Annotated in this window: 18 protein-coding genes; 10 read left to right on the top strand and 8 right to left on the bottom strand. The window is 53.1% G+C overall.

The features are described 5' to 3' along the window. Positions 1-2,315 (bottom strand): autotransporter outer membrane beta-barrel domain-containing protein (locus AOY24_RS17235; protein WP_082366195.1); only part of this gene is annotated, 2,315 nt, incomplete at its 3' end. Positions 2,316-2,915: 600 nt separating this feature from the next. Between AOY24_RS17235 and AOY24_RS17230 the strand changes: the two genes are divergently transcribed. After that, positions 2,916-3,626, top strand: coding sequence for a YnfC family lipoprotein (locus tag AOY24_RS17230; RefSeq protein ID WP_043000746.1), 711 nt, complete (start codon positions 2,916-2,918; stop codon positions 3,624-3,626). Positions 3,627-3,642: 16 nt separating this feature from the next. Here the strand turns inward: AOY24_RS17230 and speG are convergent, their stop codons facing one another. Both speG and AOY24_RS17220 read right to left on the bottom strand, forming a co-directional pair. Continuing rightward, positions 3,643-4,203, bottom strand: a complete 561-nt coding sequence (speG, locus tag AOY24_RS17225) for a spermidine N1-acetyltransferase (protein ID WP_043000745.1) — start codon at positions 4,201-4,203, stop codon at positions 3,643-3,645. 33 nt (positions 4,204-4,236) lie between these two features. Further along, a complete protein-coding gene (locus AOY24_RS17220) occupies positions 4,237-4,578 on the bottom strand; it encodes a DUF1283 family protein (protein ID WP_043000744.1) in 342 nt (113 codons plus the stop codon). 152 nt (positions 4,579-4,730) lie between these two features. Between AOY24_RS17220 and AOY24_RS17215 the strand changes: the two genes are divergently transcribed. The 4 genes from AOY24_RS17215 to AOY24_RS17200 all read left to right on the top strand — a co-directional run bounded on the left by AOY24_RS17215 (position 4,731) and on the right by AOY24_RS17200 (position 9,617). Next, positions 4,731-5,057, top strand: a complete 327-nt coding sequence (locus tag AOY24_RS17215; protein ID WP_043000743.1) for a YnfA family protein — start codon at positions 4,731-4,733, stop codon at positions 5,055-5,057. 269 nt (positions 5,058-5,326) lie between these two features. Further along, positions 5,327-6,541, top strand: coding sequence for a starvation-sensing protein RspA (rspA, locus tag AOY24_RS17210; RefSeq protein WP_043000742.1), 1,215 nt, complete (start codon positions 5,327-5,329; stop codon positions 6,539-6,541). 58 nt (positions 6,542-6,599) lie between these two features. Continuing rightward, positions 6,600-7,937, top strand: a complete 1,338-nt coding sequence (locus AOY24_RS17205) for an MFS transporter (RefSeq protein ID WP_043000741.1) — start codon at positions 6,600-6,602, stop codon at positions 7,935-7,937. 213 nt (positions 7,938-8,150) lie between these two features. Continuing rightward, on the top strand, positions 8,151-9,617 hold the full coding sequence (locus tag AOY24_RS17200; RefSeq protein WP_043000740.1) for a mannitol dehydrogenase family protein: 1,467 nt from the start codon (positions 8,151-8,153) through the stop codon (positions 9,615-9,617). Between the two features lie 49 nt (positions 9,618-9,666). On the opposite strand, the gene ydfZ is transcribed toward AOY24_RS17200, so the two are convergent. From ydfZ to ydfG, 3 genes are all read right to left on the bottom strand, one after another. Beyond that, positions 9,667-9,870 (bottom strand): putative selenium delivery protein YdfZ, encoded by a 204-nt coding sequence (ydfZ, locus tag AOY24_RS17195; RefSeq protein ID WP_042319125.1) that lies wholly within the window; start codon positions 9,868-9,870, stop codon positions 9,667-9,669. A gap of 183 nt (positions 9,871-10,053) precedes the next feature. After that, positions 10,054-10,740: a GntR family transcriptional regulator gene (locus AOY24_RS17190; protein WP_043000739.1), complete on the bottom strand. Its 687-nt coding sequence runs from the start codon at positions 10,738-10,740 to the stop codon at positions 10,054-10,056. Positions 10,741-10,826: 86 nt separating this feature from the next. After that, the gene (gene ydfG, locus AOY24_RS17185; protein ID WP_043000738.1) at positions 10,827-11,573 is read right to left on the bottom strand and encodes a bifunctional NADP-dependent 3-hydroxy acid dehydrogenase/3-hydroxypropionate dehydrogenase YdfG; all 747 of its coding nucleotides are present in this window, start codon (positions 11,571-11,573) and stop codon (positions 10,827-10,829) included. Between the two features lie 138 nt (positions 11,574-11,711). Here ydfG and dcp point away from each other — a divergent pair, with 138 nt between their 5' ends. Together dcp and AOY24_RS17175 are read left to right on the top strand one after the other, a co-directional pair. After that, positions 11,712-13,757, top strand: coding sequence for a peptidyl-dipeptidase Dcp (dcp, locus tag AOY24_RS17180; protein WP_054177042.1), 2,046 nt, complete (start codon positions 11,712-11,714; stop codon positions 13,755-13,757). A 124-nt stretch (positions 13,758-13,881) separates the two neighbouring features. Then, on the top strand, positions 13,882-15,048 hold the full coding sequence (locus tag AOY24_RS17175) for a serine hydrolase (RefSeq protein WP_054177041.1): 1,167 nt from the start codon (positions 13,882-13,884) through the stop codon (positions 15,046-15,048). A 540-nt stretch (positions 15,049-15,588) separates the two neighbouring features. Here AOY24_RS17175 and mgtS read toward each other — a convergent pair. Then, the gene (gene mgtS, locus AOY24_RS25015) at positions 15,589-15,684 is read right to left on the bottom strand and encodes a protein MgtS (protein ID WP_000901367.1); all 96 of its coding nucleotides are present in this window, start codon (positions 15,682-15,684) and stop codon (positions 15,589-15,591) included. Positions 15,685-15,787: 103 nt separating this feature from the next. Further along, a complete protein-coding gene (gene ftrA, locus AOY24_RS17170; protein ID WP_043000736.1) occupies positions 15,788-16,780 on the bottom strand; it encodes a transcriptional regulator FtrA in 993 nt (330 codons plus the stop codon). 73 nt (positions 16,781-16,853) lie between these two features. Between ftrA and AOY24_RS17165 the strand changes: the two genes are divergently transcribed. From AOY24_RS17165 to urtA, 3 genes are all read left to right on the top strand, one after another. Then, positions 16,854-17,255 carry a rhodanese-like domain-containing protein gene (locus AOY24_RS17165; RefSeq protein ID WP_043000735.1) on the top strand — a complete coding sequence of 134 codons (402 nt, stop codon included), beginning with the start codon at positions 16,854-16,856 and terminating at the stop codon, positions 17,253-17,255. A gap of 151 nt (positions 17,256-17,406) precedes the next feature. Continuing rightward, entirely contained in the window at positions 17,407-18,510 is a 1,104-nt protein-coding gene (locus tag AOY24_RS17160; RefSeq protein WP_054177040.1) for a cobalamin-independent methionine synthase II family protein, read from the top strand. 225 nt (positions 18,511-18,735) lie between these two features. After that, a complete protein-coding gene (urtA, locus tag AOY24_RS17155; RefSeq protein WP_043000733.1) occupies positions 18,736-20,007 on the top strand; it encodes an urea ABC transporter substrate-binding protein in 1,272 nt (423 codons plus the stop codon). The last annotated feature ends 132 nt before the right edge of the window (positions 20,008-20,139 follow it).

Here is a 20,139-nt window from a genome sequence, read left to right as displayed (position 1 = left end):
TAGGCTTTGACGCCAAGACGCGTTTGCAGGTTGCCGTCGGTTTTATCCACCACCCGAGTGCCGTTTTTCTCAACGTGCGTATCAGCCTGCACGTCCATCCAGGTGATTTGCGCTTTAGGCTGGATGTACAGCGCGTTACGCTCGCTGAATTCGGCCAGTTTCCAGGTGTAGCCTGTTTCGACAGAGGCGGTGATACCGTCCGAGTCATACTTTTCAGACGCCAGACCCTGTCCGGACACGGTGTTGTCAAACCAGTTRTAGAGCAGCCAGCCATCGACATACGCACCGGTTTTATCGGCGTCGTTGGCATACCAGGTGCCGTACAGACCGGCGCTGTAGCCGCTGATCTCCCCGCGAGAGGTGTAGCCGGTCAGGCTGGAGTGGCTGCGGCTCTTACTGTTGGCGTAACCGGCCATCAGACCCAGATGCCAGCGATCGAGGCCGTCGGTGCTCCATTGTGCGATATCACCGCCCAGTTGCATCACGTAGCGGTTACTCTGGGTGCTGATCTGCCCGGAACTGTCTTTGAAGCGGTTATGCCCACCGACATGACGCATCCACAGGCTGGTAACCTTCTGCTCGCCGGTAAAGACGTCAGTGTACTGGGTTTCACCCAGACGATCGTGAAGCCGGGTGGTGAACAGCGTGTTGGCGGCAAGGGTGTTCGCCAGATAGCTGCCGGTTTCCGGGCGATACTGGTGTTCACCAGGCTGGGGAATAGGCTGCTCTGGCGTTTCCGGTGAGGCTGGCGCGGGTTCATCTGGCGGTAACGGAGTCGGAATCGCCTCGCTGGTCAGATGCCAGTTCTGGTTGTTCTTTTTAATGATGTTGTAATCGTAAGCACCCGCGACGATACGACCTTCTTTGACGAAGGTCCCGTTAGAAGCACCCTCGACTTCCACAATGGGGATGCCTTCTACCGTCTGCGAACCGCCGCCGCCAGCGTTGGTGACGCTGACACGTGTAGTGCCACTGGTGTCACCACGGACAATCATTTTATCAGTCGCGGAAAGGTCATCACCCAGTACGGTACGCAAGGCCAGCAGACCGTTGTTACCCGCGTAGTTGCCCGCGATGGTTAACGTGGTCGGCGTAAAGGCCGCTCTGGCTTGTGATGGGGAGGAGAGCGTTGCTGTACCTGCCAGATCCAGCGAGTTCAGGGTTTGCGAATAACCATTGAGATCCAGACTGGCGCCTTCGCTGACGGTGTAATCTGACGCGGCGCTAAACGTATTCTCCGCACCTGCGCGCAGCGTACCTCTGGAGACAAGCGTGTTGCCGCTGTAGGTATTGGCTCCTGTCAGCGTGGTGATACCGGACCCAACATGATTGACTTCACCATTACCGTAGATTCGTGATGCCAGCACGAAGTCGTCGCTGTTGTGATTAAAGTTGAGCTCTGCCGTGCTCATACCGCTGGTGTTGCCAAGGTAGATCCACGGCAGGTTCAGTGTTCCCGCAGCCTGTTGTGCTTCGCCCTTTGCGCCGCCAATATTCAGGATGCCGGTACTGCCTTCTCCCACTGCCAGCCAGATTAAGTTACCCGAGCGGACCGTTGCACCGTTGCTGACGGTGAGGATCCCGGTGGCGTCATTGGGCGTTGTTGCAAACCCCCCGAGGTAAATACCTTCCGTCACATCCAGCAGCGAGTTTTCACCGTCCACGAGGGCGACACCGTAGCCATTACGACTGGTGTTACTCGTATTGCCGACGTAGCCAATGTTCATGTGCTCCGTCGTTGAGAGTTTACCTCCATTGGTAATCAATAATTTACCGTGATTCTGATCTCCAACGATAATATGGTTGGTCGCAACGGATGAATTAGCACCGTCGATGGAAAGTAGACCCTCTCCCGTTTCGTAAAATTCGCCGACGCGTAATCCAGCAATACCGGTGATTTTGCTACCGTTATGTACATTCAGTATGCCGGTACCGCCCTCCAGCCCAATTTGAATTAACGAATTATTCAGTTCCCAGGTTGCGCCATTGGTTAATGTCACAGAGCCTGTTGCCGCACGGCCAATTTCCGCCCCTGTTGTTGTCAGAATATCCCGCCCGTCAATGATCATTGATCCGGCGCTAGCGTCTCCAACACGTAATGTACTGAAGTTATTCCAGTAACTCTCAGTATTTTCTGTGTTAGAAAGGGTGAGTGTGTCATTATTATTAACAAGGACAATACTGTTGCCTCCGGTCGGAGGGGTAACAGCTAACAGATTGATATTATCCACATTCGCTGCGGCGGCAGTTTGTACAGCCAGTGCCACAGCGATTGCGAGCATTGATTTTGGGTGGTGCAAGTATTTAATTTTCATAATTGTCTCTTCCATAAGAGAGTGCCTGGTGTTGAAAATAACATTTCGTCTTTAAAACAATCTCTTAATGCTTTTATGTTGAACGCGATATAATATGTGTAAATAAATATTGTTTATCTAAGGCATATTTTATTTGCATCATTGAAAATAACGAAATGGTTTTATCTTTGAATTATTGGAATCTTTAATAGGTTTTATCTATTTAATATAATGTTTATTTTCTTATATAAGATCTTATATGTTTTTTTTGCAAGTAATATATCTTATTAAGGCTATTTAAAATAATAGGAATTGTACAAATAATTATCCTTATACAATGAGATAATGGATAGGCAGGATGAGTCATTTTCATTGTCAAAGGAATGACTCATCGGCTAGTCATTTGACGGGTAATCATTACTTAAATGCCACGAGGCGTATTTTTTAGGAATACTGTAAAAAACAGATACACATTAGTTTGATCTTGATCAATTAACGTGAGAGGAAACCGTGAATTCTGCTCACGATTTACCCTTGTTTATGCCACTTTCGCGCAGGTATACAGTAAACGACAGTCTTTGCTACTATGACTGAAGATCATCTTTTTCTCTTGGGGAACCTGTGAAAAAACAGATATTTCTTTTGTCGCTTGGTGTTGCGCTGGTGGGATGTGACAACAGCGCAACGCCGCTCTCCTTTACGCCGGAAATGGCCAGCTTTTCTAATGAATTTGACTTTGATCCCTTACGCGGGCCGGTAAAAGATTTCAGCCAGACGTTGCTTAATGAGAAGGGAGAAGTGACGAAGCGCGTCAACGGTACGTTGTCTGAAGAAGGTTGTTTTGACTCGCTTGAGTTACACGATCTCGAAAACAATACCGCTGTAGCGCTGGTGCTGGACGCGAACTATTATCGCGATGCCGAAACGCTGGAGAAAAAGGTGCGTTTGCAGGGGAAATGTCAGTTGGCGGAACTGCCGTCAGCGGGCGTCGTCTGGGATACCGATGATAATGGTTTTGTCGTTGCGGCAACGGGAAAAGAGATGAAAGTCCAGTACCGCTATGATGCGGAAGGGTATCCGCTCGGCAAGACCACGATCAGCAAGGACCAGACGTTATCCGTCAGCGCGAAACCCTCGACCGATCCGCGCAAGAAGCTGGATTACACGGCGGTGAGTCTGCTTAACGATCACCCTTTGGGGAACGTTAAACAGACCTGCGACTATGACCGTCATGCCAATCCCACCGACTGTACGCTGGTGATCGTTGATGAAAGCGTCAAACCCGCGGTCGAGCACAACTACACGATCAAAAATACCATCGATTACTATTGAGAGGACCGCGCAGCGGTTACTGCGCGGTAGGTTTTAGCATCGTCGATCCCGGCGAGCGATGCTCTGCCAGGTACTGATGCTGGAAGATACACATCCGGATCGTATTGCGGTATTCCCCGTTGATAAAGAATTCATGAATCAGCTCGCCTTCGACCATAAAACCCAGCTTACGGTAGATGTGGATCGCCTTCTCGTTCTCTTTATCAACGATGAGGTACAGCTTATAGAGGTTAAGTACGGTAAATCCGTAGTCCATCGCCAGTTTAGCGGCCCGTGAGGCGAGACCTTTTCCCTGGTATTCCGGGGAAATAATGATCTGAAATTCAGCCCGACGGTGGACATGGTTAATTTCAACCAGTTCGACCAGGCCCGCTTTTTCGCCATCACATTCCACGACGAAACGGCGTTCACTTTGATCGTGAATGTGCTTATCGTAGAGATCGGACAACTCGACGAACGCTTCGTAAGGCTCTTCAAACCAGTAGCGCATCACGCTGGCGTTGTTGTCGAGTTGATGGACAAAACGTAAATCTTCACGCTCCAGCGGGCGCAGCTTAACACTGAGGGCGCTTGTCATACCTAATCCTTAATGTCTTTTTAACGCGTTATATCAAGGGGCAATCACGCGACCGGTGCGACGATCCAGACAGCGCAGGGTGTTCGGTTCCCAGTACGCATTCAGGTTGGCGCTCTGTTCGCAGTTGTCGCGGTTATCAAAGGCGGCATCCGCTTTATCCCACTCTTTTTCCGCGCGTTTGTTCACTTTCTGACGCAGACTGCGCGTGTCATCCCACTGTTCTTTTTGCATGGCCGCCTGTTGACGGCTCAGGGCGCTATCGCCTGATTCAATCACCAGTCGGCTGGTCTCAGCCTGCGCGGTCGCGGTGTAGACGACAGCACCCAGCAGCAGCATTGCCGTCAGGCACAGGCGTTTGCGAAGCGTAATGTTCATGGCAAGTTCCTTTTATGAGCGACGCAAAAAGCATCATTTGCAGGCAAATTCTACACCATTCCTTGCGCAGGGCATACCCGCCGCAAGGTTATGGATAAGATCGGGGGATTATGGCGTATCATGCCTGAACCTCAGGTCAATGAACGATTCAGATGCTTAAAACCACGCTGCTTTTTTTTGCCACTGCGCTTTGCGAAATTATCGGCTGCTTTCTGCCCTGGCTCTGGCTGAAGCGGGGAGCCACCGTCTGGTTGTTGTTACCCGCAGGCGTTGCGCTGGCACTGTTCGTCTGGCTGCTGACGCTGCATCCTGCCGCCAGCGGTCGGGTGTATGCCGCATACGGTGGCGTTTATGTCTGTACCGCACTGATCTGGCTGCGCGTGGTCGATGGCGTCAAACTCAGCCTGTATGACTGGAGCGGGGCGCTCATCGCACTGTGCGGAATGCTGATTATTGTAGCGGGATGGGGGCGCGGCTAAGCGTTACCTGCGCAAGATGTGTCATGCTCTTGGCGTATGACATGTGTCATTTCTCGTAAATCCCTCTTTATTCTTATTTAAATTCAATGGATTAAGGTGTCTGCTGCTGCTCTGTGCAGGCATCCGCCAGACGTTTTCCCCTGAAAAGCCTCCTTTTATAGCCTGTGATTTTTTGTGATCAAGATTGAAAAATAAATCACTTATACTTGTATGGTAGTATGTGCATTGCGTAGATTCTCACCATCACCACACAGAACCAGGAAGAAAAAATGAAGATTGTAGGGGCTGAGGTTTTTGTCACCTGTCCGGGACGTAACTTTGTCACACTGAAGATTACGACCGAGGACGGTATCACCGGTCTTGGAGACGCCACGCTGAATGGACGTGAGTTATCCGTCGCGTCTTACCTGAAAGATCATCTTTGCCCACAGTTGATCGGTCGGGATGCGCACCGCATCGAAGATATCTGGCAGTTCTTTTATAAAGGCGCGTACTGGCGTCGTGGCCCGGTGACCATGTCTGCTATCTCCGCCGTCGACATGGCGCTGTGGGATATCAAAGCGAAAGCCGCCAACATGCCGCTGTATCAACTGCTTGGCGGCGCATCACGCGAAGGGGTGATGGTTTACTGCCACACCACCGGTCACACCGTGGATGATGTGCTGGAAGACTATGCACGCCATAAAGAGATGGGCTTCAAAGCCATTCGCGTTCAGTGCGGCGTGCCAGGTATGAAAACCACCTACGGCATGGCAAAGGGAAAAGGGCAGGCCTATGAACCCGCCACCAAAGGACAGTGGCCGGAAGAGCAACTGTGGTCGACGGAAAAGTATCTTGATTTCACGCCGAAACTGTTCGAGGCGGTGCGCAATACGTTCGGCTTTAACGAGCATCTCCTTCACGACATGCACCACCGCCTGACACCCATAGAAGCGGCGCGCTTTGGTAAAAGCATTGAAGATTATCGCCTTTTCTGGATGGAAGATCCGACGCCTGCCGAGAACCAGGAGTGCTTCCGATTGATCCGTCAGCACACGGTGACCCCGATTGCCGTCGGTGAAGTCTTCAACAGCATCTGGGACTGCAAGCAGCTTATTGAAGAACAGCTCATCGATTATATCCGCACCACGATCACCCATGCGGGCGGGATCACCGGCATGCGTCGCATCGCCGACTTCGCTTCGCTCTACCAGGTGCGTACCGGTTCACACGGCCCGTCCGATCTTTCTCCGGTTTGTATGGCCGCTGCGCTGCATTTTGACCTGTGGGTACCGAACTTTGGCGTGCAGGAATACATGGGCTATTCCGAACAGATGCTGGAAGTCTTCCCGCACAACTGGACCTTTGACAACGGCTATATGCATCCGGGCGAGAAGCCGGGACTGGGTATCGAGTTCGATGAAAAACTGGCGGCGAAATATCCCTATGACCCCGCCTATCTGCCGGTTGCCCGGCTTGAAGATGGCACCTTGTGGAACTGGTAAGTTAACATTTATACGACACGGATGTTGTTCACCTCTGAACCAACGAAGGTAATTATTTATGGTTAGTTCCGTTGATATTAAAAATGATGTTGATAGCAAACCCGTAGTTCGTCGCGTCGCTTCTGCTTCAGCGATTGGTACAGCTGCTGAATACTATGACTTTTTTGCCTATGGCACTGCGGCAGTGCTGTTCTTTGGTCACCTGTTTTTCCCCAGTGACGATCCGTTAATCAGTACGCTGGCCGCATTTGCCACTTATGCGGTGGGCTTCCTGGCAAGGCCTTTGGGCGGAATTGTCTTTGGACATATCGGCGATAAAGTGGGGCGTAAAAAAGCGCTGGTTATCACGATACTGATTGTCGGGCTCGGGACATTCTGCATTGGCTTATTGCCAACGTACGAAAAAATCGGTGTCTGGGCACCCGTTCTGTTGATCTTCATTCGCGTACTCCAGGGGTTTGGTGTCGGGGGTGAACAGGCCGGGGCGGTCTTGATGACGGCAGAATATGCCGAACCTAAACGGCGCGGATTCTTTGCCAGTTGGGTACAAATTGGTGCGCCGGTCGGCTTTTTGTTACCGATGGCACTGTTTGCACTGCTCAATGCCACCTTATCTCCTGAAGCAATGATGGATTACGGCTGGCGTATTCCGTTCCTGCTTAGTCTGCTGCTGGTGATCGTTGGCCTGTTTATTCGCCTAAGAATCGATGAGTCTCCTGTCTTTGCGCAGATTCGTGAGACGAAAGCAGAAGAGTCCCGTCCACTCATTGAAGTCATCCGCGATTTTCCTGGCATCGTGGTAAAAGGCGTCTGCGCAAAACTGATTGAAGCCTGTACGTTTGCCATGTTCACGGTAATCGTCCTGGCGTACGGCAAAGCCAATAATCTGGATGCCAATATCTTAATGGAAACCATGATTATCGCTGTGGTGATCGAAGTGCTTGCCATACCCATGATGGGGGCGCTCTGTGACAAAATTGGTCGTAAGCCGGTGTATATCATGGGCGCGCTGATTCAGGTCATAATGATTATTCCGTTCTTCCTGGCCATTAATCAGGACAATTTCTGGTTGACGCAGCTGGTGATGATTATCGTCATTAGCTTTGGCCATAGCATGTGCTACGCACCGCAGGCATCGTTCTTCCCGGAGCTGTTCCCGACGCATATTCGCTGCAGCGGCATCGCTTTAATCTGGCAATTGGGTTCACTGATTGGCAGCGGGGTACTGGGGCTGGTGGCAGTGAAGATTTTGCAGATGACCGGTGGGCATTACTACGGGTTAGCAAGCTATGTGATTGTTCTCGGCATCATTTCTGTTATCGGCTTGCTCATGATGCCTGAAACGGCGCCACAGCGACTCAAGCGTGAATACCAGGAGTGGCGCAAGCACGATTAAGAGGATTGTCACCTAATGGCTGCAGGGATGCAGCCATCACTCAGCCCAGGGAGCCTGCCCTGGGCGTCAGGCTCAGCATCAGGAATTGCATCCTGTCACATAACTTTCAAATGATGTTATACCAATTGGCAAAAGATTAATTCAAATCAAAACATACAACCATACAGGCGTTAATCTGGAACCGTCCTGATTTCATTCAAAGTAGGTCATACAATGCAAAACAAGCTCTTAACGGCAAAAGCGACGCTTCCTGACTACGATCGCAACCGACTGTTCCCGCGTATTGTTCATCTTGGTTTTGGTGCTTTCCACCGTGCGCACCAGGGCGTCTATACCGATATCCTGGCGGCGGAGCATAACAGCGACTGGGGATATTGCGAAGTGAACCTGATCGGCGGGGAACAGCAGATCGCCGATCTCAAACAGCAGGATAATCTCTATACCGTGGCGGAAATGTCTGCCGATGCCTGGACCGCGAGAGTCGTGGGGGTGGTGAAAAAGGCGCTGCATGCTCAGGTTGACGGGCTGGAGAGCGTGCTGGCGGCGATGTGTGAACCACAGGTTGCGATTGTTTCACTGACGATTACTGAGAAAGGGTATTGCCATTCCCCGGCGACAGGACAACTGATGCTGGATCACCCGATGATCGCAGCCGATCTGCAAAACCCACATCAGCCGAAATCTGCGCCGGGTGTGGTGGTTGAAGCGCTGGCGCGCCGTAAAGCGGCGGGCTTAGCCGCCTTCACCGTGATGTCCTGCGACAACATGCCGGAAAACGGTCACGTGATGCGTAACGTGGTCACCGCTTACGCGCGTGCCGTGGACGCCGAACTGGCCGCATGGATCGAACAACACGTCACGTTCCCGTCGACGATGGTTGACCGCATTGTTCCGGCCGTCACCACTGACACGCTGGATAAAATTGAAAACCTGACCGGCGTGCGCGATCCGGCCGGTGTGGCCTGCGAGCCATTCCGTCAGTGGGTGATTGAAGATAACTTTGTTGCCGGCCGTCCGCAGTGGGAAAAAGCCGGGGCAGAACTGGTCTCTGACGTGATCCCGTTTGAAGAGATGAAACTGCGGATGCTCAACGGCAGCCACTCATTCCTCGCGTATCTGGGCTATCTCGCCGGGTATCAGCATATCAACGACTGCATGGGTGATGAAAATTATCGGGTGGCTGCCCGCGCACTGATGCTCAACGAGCAGGCGCCCACGCTGAAAGTGCAGGGGGTGGATCTCACTCGCTATGCAGACCTGCTTATTGAACGCTACAGCAACCCGGCGCTGCGTCACCGTACCTGGCAGATTGCGATGGACGGTAGCCAGAAATTACCTCAGCGGATGCTCGATTCAGTACGCTGGCATCTGGCACATAACAGTCGTTTTGATTTGCTGGCGCTGGGCGTGGCGGGCTGGATGCGCTATGTCGGCGGCGTGGATGAACAGGGAAATGCCATTGAAGTCAACGATCCGCTTCTGCCAGTGATCCAACAGGCGGTACAAAACAGTGCGGAAGGCGCAAGCCGTGTTGAAGCGCTGCTGGCTATTGAGGCAATCTTTGGTAACGAACTGCCGCAGGTCGCGTTATTCACGCAGGCCGTGAAAGACGCGTATCAGACGCTGCTGGCGGAAGGGGCGAAAGCCACCGTGGCAAAGTATGCAGCAAACGTGAAGTAAATGCCTCAGGACTGCCGGATAATCAAGGCATTATCCGGCACTCACACCATTAGTTCATGCCGAGACGAATCAGTTCTACCGGGGCAAATTTGCCTTCACAGCCTTCCACTTCGACTGTTTTTTCACGACGAATTTGCGCCGCATCCAGGCCTTCGGTCTCAATCGCTTTAATGCGACCGGTATGGCCGGTGCCACTGATCATCACACGGCTGCCTGTGGTGATTGCGTTACGGTTACGATCGTATGTCATCATGGTATTTTCTCCTTTCTAACTTACCGTCAAAGCCCGTGGGCTCAGGTCCCACGTAACGGGCGCTATATAAATACGCTTATCAGTCAGGATTTTTTTTGTTTTTGATCAATCTCACATCTTTTTTGATGTGGACATGCAGGGGGGACGGAGAGACCTCATCTCACGAGAGATGAGGCAGGGGAATTACTCTTCGCTGAACCAATCGCTGTTTTCCTGGCGGATCAGCAGGACCGACTCGCCGATTTCTTGCAGATGTTGAGTCATGGCTTTCTCGACAGCATCGGCGTCATGTTTTTCCAGGGCTGAAAAAATATCGAGATGCTGGCGAAGCAACATTTCCGGTGGAGAGACGTGATCAAGACTCATATAACGCACACGGTCGATGGTGGCCTTGATATTTTCGATGGTGTCCCAGGCCAGCTGGCAGTCCGCAATGGTTGCCAGCTTCTGGTGAAAATTGTCATCCAGCTCGAAGAAATCATTCAGCTGTTTGCGCTCAATCGCAATCCGCTGCTGATTAAGATTCTGTTCAAGCTGATAGCACTGACTGTCGGTGATTTGGGCTGCGGCCCGCCGCGCCACCGCGCATTCGATAGCCTGACGGACAAAACAGCCGTTTCGCACCTGCGAGAGGGAGATCTTGTTGACGTAGCTGCCGCGCTGCGGACGGATCTGAATCAAGCCGTTTTCCGCGAGCTTAATAAACGCTTCACGCACTGGTTGGCGAGACACATCGAAGCGAACAGACACCTCTTTTTCGGACAGCGGCGTGCCTGGTGCAATGAGGCAGTGCACGATGTCACGGCGAAGAATGCGATAAATCTGCTGATTTACGGGCTGTGTAGGATTGAGTTGCGTTTCGACGGTCATTCGCTCTTACTTTTTAGAAAATTAACCCACAAATTCTACCACTTTTTTGTCGCGAGCTATACCCGGCCCGCGGGCCGGGAGACAAATTAACCGCGATGAACGCTCAGTCCGGCAAAAGATTGCGTCACTGGCATCATTTCTACCGTATTGATGTTCACATGGGCAGGCAGGGTGGCGACCCACCAGACCGCTTCGGTCACATCTTCCGGCGTCAGCGCCGTAGTGTTCTCATAGGTTTTTCCCGCTTTATTGTCATCGCCTTTAAAGCGCACGTTAGAAAACTCGGTGCCGCCCACCAGACCCGGCTCGATATCCGTGACGCGAACGGCCGTGCCGTGCAGGTCGGTACGCAGGTTCAAACTGAACTGACGTACAAACGCCTTGGTCGCGCCATACACGTTGCCGCCAGCATAAGGCCAACTGCCTGCGGTAGAGCCGATGTTGATGATATGCCCACGGTTACGCTCGACCATGCCCGGCAGGACGGCGCGGGTCATGTAAATCAGCCCTTTGTTGTTGGTATCGATCATGGTTTCCCAGTCTTCCACGCTGGCTTTATGCGCAGGCTCCAGACCCAGCGCCAGCCCGGCGTTGTTGACCAGCAGGTCGATGTCACGCCACTCGGCAGGTAACGATGCCAGCATCTCTTCAATGGCTGCGCGGTTACGCACATCCAGTTGCGCGATCAGCACGTTATCACCCAGCGACTCTTTTAACTCTTGCAGGCGTTCCTGGCGACGGCCAGTGGCAATGACTTTATGCCCGTTCTCAACAAAACGACGTGTAATGCATTCACCAAAACCTGCGGTTGCTCCGGTTACTAAAACGATCATCTCACTGTTCCTCAACGCTTTTTACGTTTGACTACCATAGCATGTGATTCGCTCTCACGGGTAACCCTGGTTTTACAGGATTGCGGTCTTTTACCCTGAAGCCTACTCTATTGAACAGATCGTTTTCAGGAGTGAAAGATGTCGTTAACGAATCCGTTCTTTAGCCACAGCCTGTTACCGTATCAGGCGCCCCGTTTTGATTTGATTAAAACGGAACACTATCGTCCCGCCTTTGACGAAGGGATCAAGCAAAAGCGCGCGGACATCGCCGCCATAATTGCTAATAGCGCGGCCCCGGATTTTGCCAATACGGTTCTCGCCCTGGAGAAAAGTGGTGAGCTGTTAACCCGCGTCACCAGCGTCTTCTTCGCCATGACCGCGGCACATACGCATGATGAACTTCAGCGTCTCGATGAGGCGTTTTCTGCCGAGCTCGCGGAACTGGCGAATGATATCTGGTTGAACCGCGCGTTGTTTTCCCGCGTTGATTGCGTCTGGCAACAACGTGATGCGCTGGGGCTCGACGATGAATCCGTGCGTCTGATCGAGGTGACACACCAGCGTTTTGTTCTCGCCGGGGCCCAACTGAGCGATGCCGATAAAGCGCAACTCCGGGCGCTCAATACCGAAGCCGCGACGCTCACCAGCCAGTTTAACCAGCGCCTGCTGGCGGCGAATAAATCTGGCGGACTGGTAGTCGATTACGCCCATCAACTGGAGGGGCTCAGCGCGGAAGAGATCGCCAGCGCGCGACAGGCGGCGAGCGAAAAAGGGCTCGCCGAGGGATGGCTGATACCACTGCTGAATACCACGCAACAGCCGGCATTATGTGCACTGCGCGATCGCCAGACCCGGGAGAATCTGTTTAACGCCGGGTGGCGTCGTGCCGAAAAAGGCGATGACAATGACACGCGTGCGCTGATTCAGCGGCTGGTAGCCCTGCGCGCCCGCCAGGCGCAACTGCTGGGGTTTGCCGATTATGCATCGTGGAAAATCGCCGATCAGATGGCAAAAACGCCGGAGGCCGCACAGGCCTTTATGCGCGCGATCGTCCCTGCTGCGCGCCAACGGGCGCTGAGTGAACTGACCGATATCCAACAGGTAATTGACGATGAACAGGGTGGGTTTACCGCGCAGGCCTGGGACTGGTCTTTTTATGCCGGGCAGGTGCGGCGTGCGAAATACGCGTTAGATGAATCACAGCTCAAACCGTATTTCGAACTGAATACCGTTCTGCACGAAGGGGTGTTCTGGACCGCCAACCAGCTGTTTGGCATCAAATTCATCGAGCGCTTTGATATTCCGGTCTACCATCCGGATGTGCGCGTCTGGGAAATCTACGATCATAACGGTGTTGGGCTGGCGCTTTTTTACGGTGATTTCTTTGCCCGGGATTCGAAAAGCGGCGGTGCCTGGATGGGCAATTTCGTCGAGCAGTCGACACTCAACGAAACCCAGCCGGTTATTTACAACGTCTGTAATTATCAGAAGCCCGCCTCAGGACAGCCCGCGCTGTTACTCTGGGATGATGTCATCACGTTGTTCCATGAGTTCGGCCATACCCTGCACGGACTGTTTGCGTCACAACGCTATGCGTCGCTGTCGGGAACCAATACGCCGCGTGATTTCGTCGAGTTTCCATCGCAAATCAATGAACACTGGGCGAGCCATCCGACGGTGTTTGACCGCTATGCCCGCCATGCGGTCACCGGCGAAAAAATGCCAGAGGCGTTACAGGACAAAATGCGTAAGGCCAGCCTGTTCAATAAGGGGTATGACATGAGCGAACTGCTTAGCGCCGCGCTGCTGGATATGGGCTGGCACCGTCTGTCTGTTGACGAACCCCCTCAGGACGTTGAAACATTTGAAAAACAACGGCTGGCGGCGGAGCAACTCGATCTTCCGGCGGTGCCGCCGCGCTATCGCAGCAGCTATTTTGCCCATATCTTTGGGGGCGGTTACGCGGCAGGCTACTATGCCTATCTGTGGACGCAAATGCTGGCGGATGACGGCTATCAGTGGTTTGTGGAGCAGGGCGGACTGACGCGTGATAACGGCCAGCGGTTCCGTGACGCGATTTTATCACGGGGCAACAGTGAAGATTTAGAACGCCTTTACCCGGCATGGCGGGGTAGTGAGCCACAGATCGAGCACATGCTCAAACATCGTGGCCTGGCGGGATAACACAATCGACACTTCATTATTAGCAACTTGATGTACAATGCGGGCTCCTTTTTCCGGAGTCCGTATTGTACATGTCTGTTTTCCTGCCTTTCTGCGCTGATATCCTTCAGGCGACTTTCTGCTCATGAAAGCGTCCGCGCCACTCCTTCTTTCTTCTGCTCTGCTGCTGACTGGTTGTAGCAACAGCACCTTATCGCAGTTGAATATGCCTGCCGAACAGAGTGCGCAGGCGGTGGTGGGGTACTATGCTCGCGGTATCGATCCGATGATCCACCAGTATATGCAGGAAAAGCAGGTGAGCGGAATGGTGGTTGCGGTCATTCAACATAACGGACCCGCTGAGTTCCACAGTTACGGTGTGACCGACAGCCGACATCAATATCCGATCACCCCAGACACGCTGTTTGCGCTGGGGTCGCTGAGTAAAGGGGTAACGGCCGAAATCACTACCGTGCTGGTGAATCAGGGCGTGCTGCACTGGAACGACACGCTGGCGCAGCTACTGCCAGCAGATACGCCGCTGAGCGATGACGCCAGAAAGATTACCCTGCTGCAACTGGCGACGCATACCTCCGGCCTGCCCAGACAGCCGATGGATCTGCTGACTCTGGAAAATCTCCTGCGCTATTTCAGTTCGGGGGAGAATTTCTATACCCAACTGGATAACGATACGGTGCTGACTTCTCTTGCCGACTTCACCGCGCCCGAGGCACGCGTGCCGCACTATTCCAATATCGGTTACGCGCTGCTCGGTTTCATCGTGCAGCATCGTACCGGCGAGTCGATCCCGTCGCTGGCGAATCGTCTGATCTTCCAGCCATTACAGATGAACAACAGCAGTTTTGAGCCCATGACGCTCAACGCCTATCCGTATCGCGCATTAGGTCACGCGGGAGATCAGCCTAAGCTTATTCGACGCGGTGAACTGACGCCTGACTGGACGTTTAACCACAATATGGTCGGGGCGGCGAGTTTATACAGCAGTGCGCGCGATCTGGCGGGCTATGCGCGAGCGCATTTTGCCTCGCAAGACAACGCCGGGCTTGCCCGTGCATTTGCAGACGTCGCCAGAACCCAGTTTTATCGTCAGAAAGAAGCCGCAAATATTGCATGGGTAACCGATACGTTAGCCGATCGTCAGATCACATATCAGGTCGGATATATTGGCGGTTATTCCAGTTATATTGGCTTTGATAAAAAGAACCAGAATGCGGTGGTGGTTCTGCAAAATAGTTTTAACTGGAGTAATTATCTGGGGCACACCATTCTCAGTCAGTTAGCGCCGCGGTAAATTAAACCGCTAGTTGACGTTTTCGCTGCCAATAATTCGTGGTGGGTTGCCGCCTTTACAAAACAGGCGGTTTATTGACATTAACCTGCACTCGATATGCTACATTCCCTTCAACAAATTGATTAATGGATTAAAGCAGTGACAACCGGAGGTAATATGCAGCTGTTCATGGGCAAGAAATTACAGAGAAAACGCTGGAATTCCCGTCCCGAAACGCAGGACTTACAGAATACACGCTCTGTTGAGCCGTGGTCTTCCCGTACTGCATCTTGCCAGAGTAAAAAAGAGTGGAAACGAGAAACGCCTCAATCTTAGCGCCTGCCGTTTAACATTCATTGAGAATCGGCGTGGTAAGGTGTAAGTGATCCATTGTCGCTGCCGGGAGTGGCGGGACGGTGGAAAAAGTAAAATACAAATCTATCCATGCAAGCATTCACCGTCGGTTATCCGGCGGTTTTTTTTGCCCGTCAGCCATAAAAAATGGCCCCTTGTGCAGTGATGCGACAAGGGGCCTTATCGGTTCAGGACTTTCTCCGTTCATTAGTCATCCCATTTGTGGCTGAAATACGCGGCCAGAAATCCAGAAAATAAAATAATCCCCAGAACGGCCATAAAAACGTTCATATTACCCAGCATGTTTGCCTCCATTTAATGAGTAGTGTGTTTCCTCGCTTACCTTAATTTGGTTGGTGAAAGAGATAATAGCAGCTTTAACCTAAACAAAAGCTGAATTAGGTGATTATTTAGCGATAAGCGTAAATTTCTTTCGATATTGTGAAGGAGACAGACAATACATGTGGCGAAAATGGTGGCGAAATAACGCGGCGCTGCCAAAACCAGTTTGTTCCGCGATCAATTCCACGCTGAGCGGTGAGTTTTCCAGGTAATCGCGCGCCCGTAATAAGCGTTCGTTGAGGATCCAGCGTGCAGGCGTGGTGCCGGTACAATCGGTAAAACGACGCAAAAACGTCCGCGGACTCATCCCGGCGCGTTTGGCCAGCGAGGCGGTATCGTGATTCACCGTCAGATTCTGATGCAGAAAATCAAACAACTGGCCCAGTGTCTGACTTTCACGCTGCCGGGCAACGGGGCGCAGAAGCTGCTGTGGCTGTGCGCCATCGCGATGGGGCTGCACCACCAGCCGTCGGGCAACGCTGTTGGCAACCTCAAGACCATAGTCCTCGCGGATCAGATAAAGACACAGATCGATCCCCGCTGCGCTGCCCGCCGAGGTCAGCAACAGTCCGGCATCATGGTAGAGAACGTCATCAAGCACCTCGATAGCCGGAAAACGCTGCCGGAGCGTGTCCGTGTAGCGCCAGTGAGTGGTGGCCTTGCGCCCGTCCAGCAACCCTGTCGCTGCCAGTACAAACACGCCAGAACAGATCGACAACAGACGGCAACCTCGCGCCCACGCGGCACGCAGCGCGGTACACAAGGCTTCGGGTACCGGCGCGTCGCTGCCTCGCCAGCCGGGAACCACAACGATATCGGCCTCAGCCAACAGTTCCAGTCCCCCATCCACCATCAACCGCACGCCGCCGGTCGCGCGGAGTGGACCAGCATCGACCGACGCGACGGCAAAACGATACCAGTCCGCGCCCAGTTCCGGGCGCGGCAGACCAAAGACTTCGACCGCTACGCCAAACTCGAAGGTGCACAGTCCGTCATAGGCGAGTACGACCACAAGCGGGCGCGGCGATTTTGGCAGAATCCTGGTGTTTTTTGGCATGGTCGAAGGCGGTACGTCAGCTCAGAGATGGTTAAATTATTGTAAACATAATCGTCACTGAGGAGAAAGTAGAATGAGTCATGTCACTGAGTTTCCCGCCGCCGCATCCGCCATTGCGGTCAACCATTTCCTGTCGCGTCTGAGTCTGGAAACCGATTGTGCCGACGTCCATGAGAGTATGCGCAAGGGGGAACCCGATTTCGTCTTACTCCACGTGGTGGGAAAACCGGAGGCGTTTGCACGTCGTCATCTTCCCGGGGCGATTCATCTGCCGCACGCCATGATGACCGCCGAACGGATGGCGCAGTGGCCTGCGGATACGCTGTTCGTGGTTTACTGCGCCGGACCTCACTGTAACGGTGCCGACCGGGCGGCATTAACGCTCGCCAGACTGGGCATACCGGTAAAGGTCATGATTGGCGGCATCACCGGATGGGAAGATGAAGGGTTCGCGTTTTCCTGTCTTGCGGAGTGAAGATGAATTTTTTTCATAAGCCATGAATTTATCTCGTTTGCCTGTCCGACAAGGGTATGTCAATTTGGACGCATAGACATCCAGAAGTCTAAATGTTCAAATAAGAAACTATCACGTCAGGCAACCTTTGCCTGACGACGAAGGAGATCACATGCAAAGACAACAGGCCCCATTTCGCGCAGAAGTCGTAGGCAGCTTTTTACGTCCCGACGATATCAAAGTGGCTCGTCAGCAGTTTTCACGCGGCGAGTTAAGCGCACCGCAGCTGCGCGCCATTGAAGACGACGCCATTCGTCGTGTGGTCGAACAGCAGTGCGCCTGTGGTCTGCATGTAGTGACGGACGGCGAGTTCCGTCGCGCCTGGTGGCATTTTGATTTCTTTGATGGTTTGCAAGGGGTTGAACGTTATGACTCACAGCAGGGAATTCAGTTTAACGGCGTACAGACCAAAGCACATGGCGTGCGGGTCACGGGTAAACTGGCGTTCGGCGATCATCCGATGCTGGAAGATTTTCGCTATCTGAAGAGCATTAGCGGTAACGCCCAGCCGAAGATGACGATTCCCAGCCCCAGCGTGTTGCACTTTCGCGGCGGACGTAAAGATATCGATGCCACGGTCTATCCGGATCTAAAGGACTATTTTGACGATCTGGCGACCACCTGGCGCGATGCGATCCACGCTTTCTATGCTGCAGGTTGTCGCTATTTGCAACTGGATGACACGGTGTGGGCTTACCTCTGTTCCGATGCTCAGCGCCAGCAAATTCGCGAACGTGGTGACGACCCTGATGCGCTGGCGCGAATTTACGCCGATGTGATCAACCGGGCGCTGGCGGAAAAACCCGCCGACATGACGGTGGGACTGCACGTATGTCGCGGCAACTTCCGTTCAACCTGGATCTCTGAAGGCGGCTATGAACCGGTTGCGGAGATCCTGTTCGGCAGCGTCAATGTCGATGCTTTCTTCCTGGAGTACGACAACGATCGCTCTGGCGATTTTGCGCCGCTGCGTTTTATCCGTCCTGGCCATCAGCAGGTGGTTCTGGGACTGGTGACGACGAAAAATGGTGAACTGGAAAACCCGGATGGCGTAAAAGCACGCCTGCAGGAAGCGGCACAATATGTCGACCACGCGCAAATTTGTCTCAGCCCGCAGTGCGGCTTTGCCTCAACGGAAGAGGGGAATTCGCTCACGGAAGCCCAGCAGTGGAACAAAATCAAACTTATCACCGAAATAGCTCAACAGGTCTGGTAAGTTGCCTCAATAATGCACACCGCGTTGCACATAAATAATGCAACGCGGGTACATTGTGGAGCATCCCCCGCGCGAAGCCTTGCAGGCCGCGCACGCCAACGCTTTTTCCTTTCTGCCTTCGTCCTGGCATCCTTTTTGCCTTATTCCTCCTGAACTCTTTTTTGCGCCGTGTTGTTTGTCGGTAGCACCAGAACTCACAGCATTTTTATTTTCAGGAGTGAAATTATGCAACGTCGTACCTTACTCAAAGCGTTTGCCCTCTCGGCCTCGGTGGCTGCGATGGGACTCAGTTTTAGCGTTCAGGCCGCCGATACCATTAAAGTGGGCATTATGCACTCACTGTCCGGCACGATGGCGATCTCCGAAACACCGCTGAAAGATGTGGCCCTGATGACGATTGATGAGATCAACGCCAAAGGGGGCGTATTAGGCAAAAAGCTGGAACCGGTGGTGGTTGACCCGGCTTCGAACTGGCCGCTGTTCGCCGAGAAAGCCCGACAGCTGTTGAGCCAGGATAAGGTGGCGGTAGTGTTTGGCTGCTGGACCTCCGTGTCGCGTAAGTCAGTATTGCCGGTTTTTGAGGAGCTGAACGGCCTGCTGTTCTACCCTGTACAGTACGAAGGGGAAGAGATGTCGCCGAACGTCTTCTACACTGGCGCGGCACCCAACCAGCAGGCGATCCCGGCGGTTGAATACCTGCTGAGTGAGGATGGCGGGAGCGCCAAACGCTTCTTCCTGCTGGGCACCGACTATGTTTATCCGCGCACCACCAACAAGATCCTGCGTGCGTTCCTGCATTCGAAAGGGGTTGCGGATAAAGACATCGAAGAGGTCTACACCCCGTTTGGTCACAGTGATTACCAGACCATTGTCGCCAATATCAAAAAATTCTCCGCAGGTGGCAAAACGGCTGTCGTTTCAACCATCAACGGCGATTCCAACGTCCCGTTTTATAAAGAGCTGGCAAACCAGGGCCTGAAAGCCACCGATGTTCCGGTGGTCGCGTTCTCGGTGGGTGAAGAAGAACTGCGCGGGATTGATACCAAACCGCTGGTTGGCAACCTTGCCGCCTGGAACTACTTCGAATCGGTCGATAACGCCACCAACCAGAAATTTGTTGCCGATTATCGTGCGTACGCCAAAGCCCATAAGCTGCCAAATGCTGACACCGTGGTGACAAACGATCCGATGGAAGCCACGTACGTGGGTCTGCATATGTGGGCGCAGGCCGTCGAAAAAGCCGGGACGACAGATGTCGATAAAGTTCGGGCGGCAATGGCCGGACAGTCCTTCCCGGCACCGTCGGGCTTTACGCTGACGATGGATGCCACCAACCACCATCTGCATAAACCGGTGATGATTGGCGAGATTGAAGGCAATGGTCAGTTCAACGTCGTCTGGCAGACTGAAGAACCGGTTCGCGCCCAGCCGTGGAGCCCGTTCATTGCCGGTAATGACAAGAAATCAGAACAACCAGTGAAAACCGCCAGCAACTAAAATCAACCGCTTCGGCGGGGGCAGACGGCGACATGCCCGATGGCGCAAGCTTATCGGGCCTACACCGAGCAGGGTTAAGCAGATGTAGGCCGGATAAGGCGAAAGCGTCGCAAGGTTTGTCAACGTGCTTAT

Source organism: Citrobacter sp. CtB7.12, from assembly GCF_001297795.1.
GTDB classification, from domain to species: domain Bacteria; phylum Pseudomonadota; class Gammaproteobacteria; order Enterobacterales; family Enterobacteriaceae; genus Citrobacter_A; species Citrobacter_A amalonaticus.
This window is presented reverse-complemented; position numbering and strand designations above follow the sequence as displayed.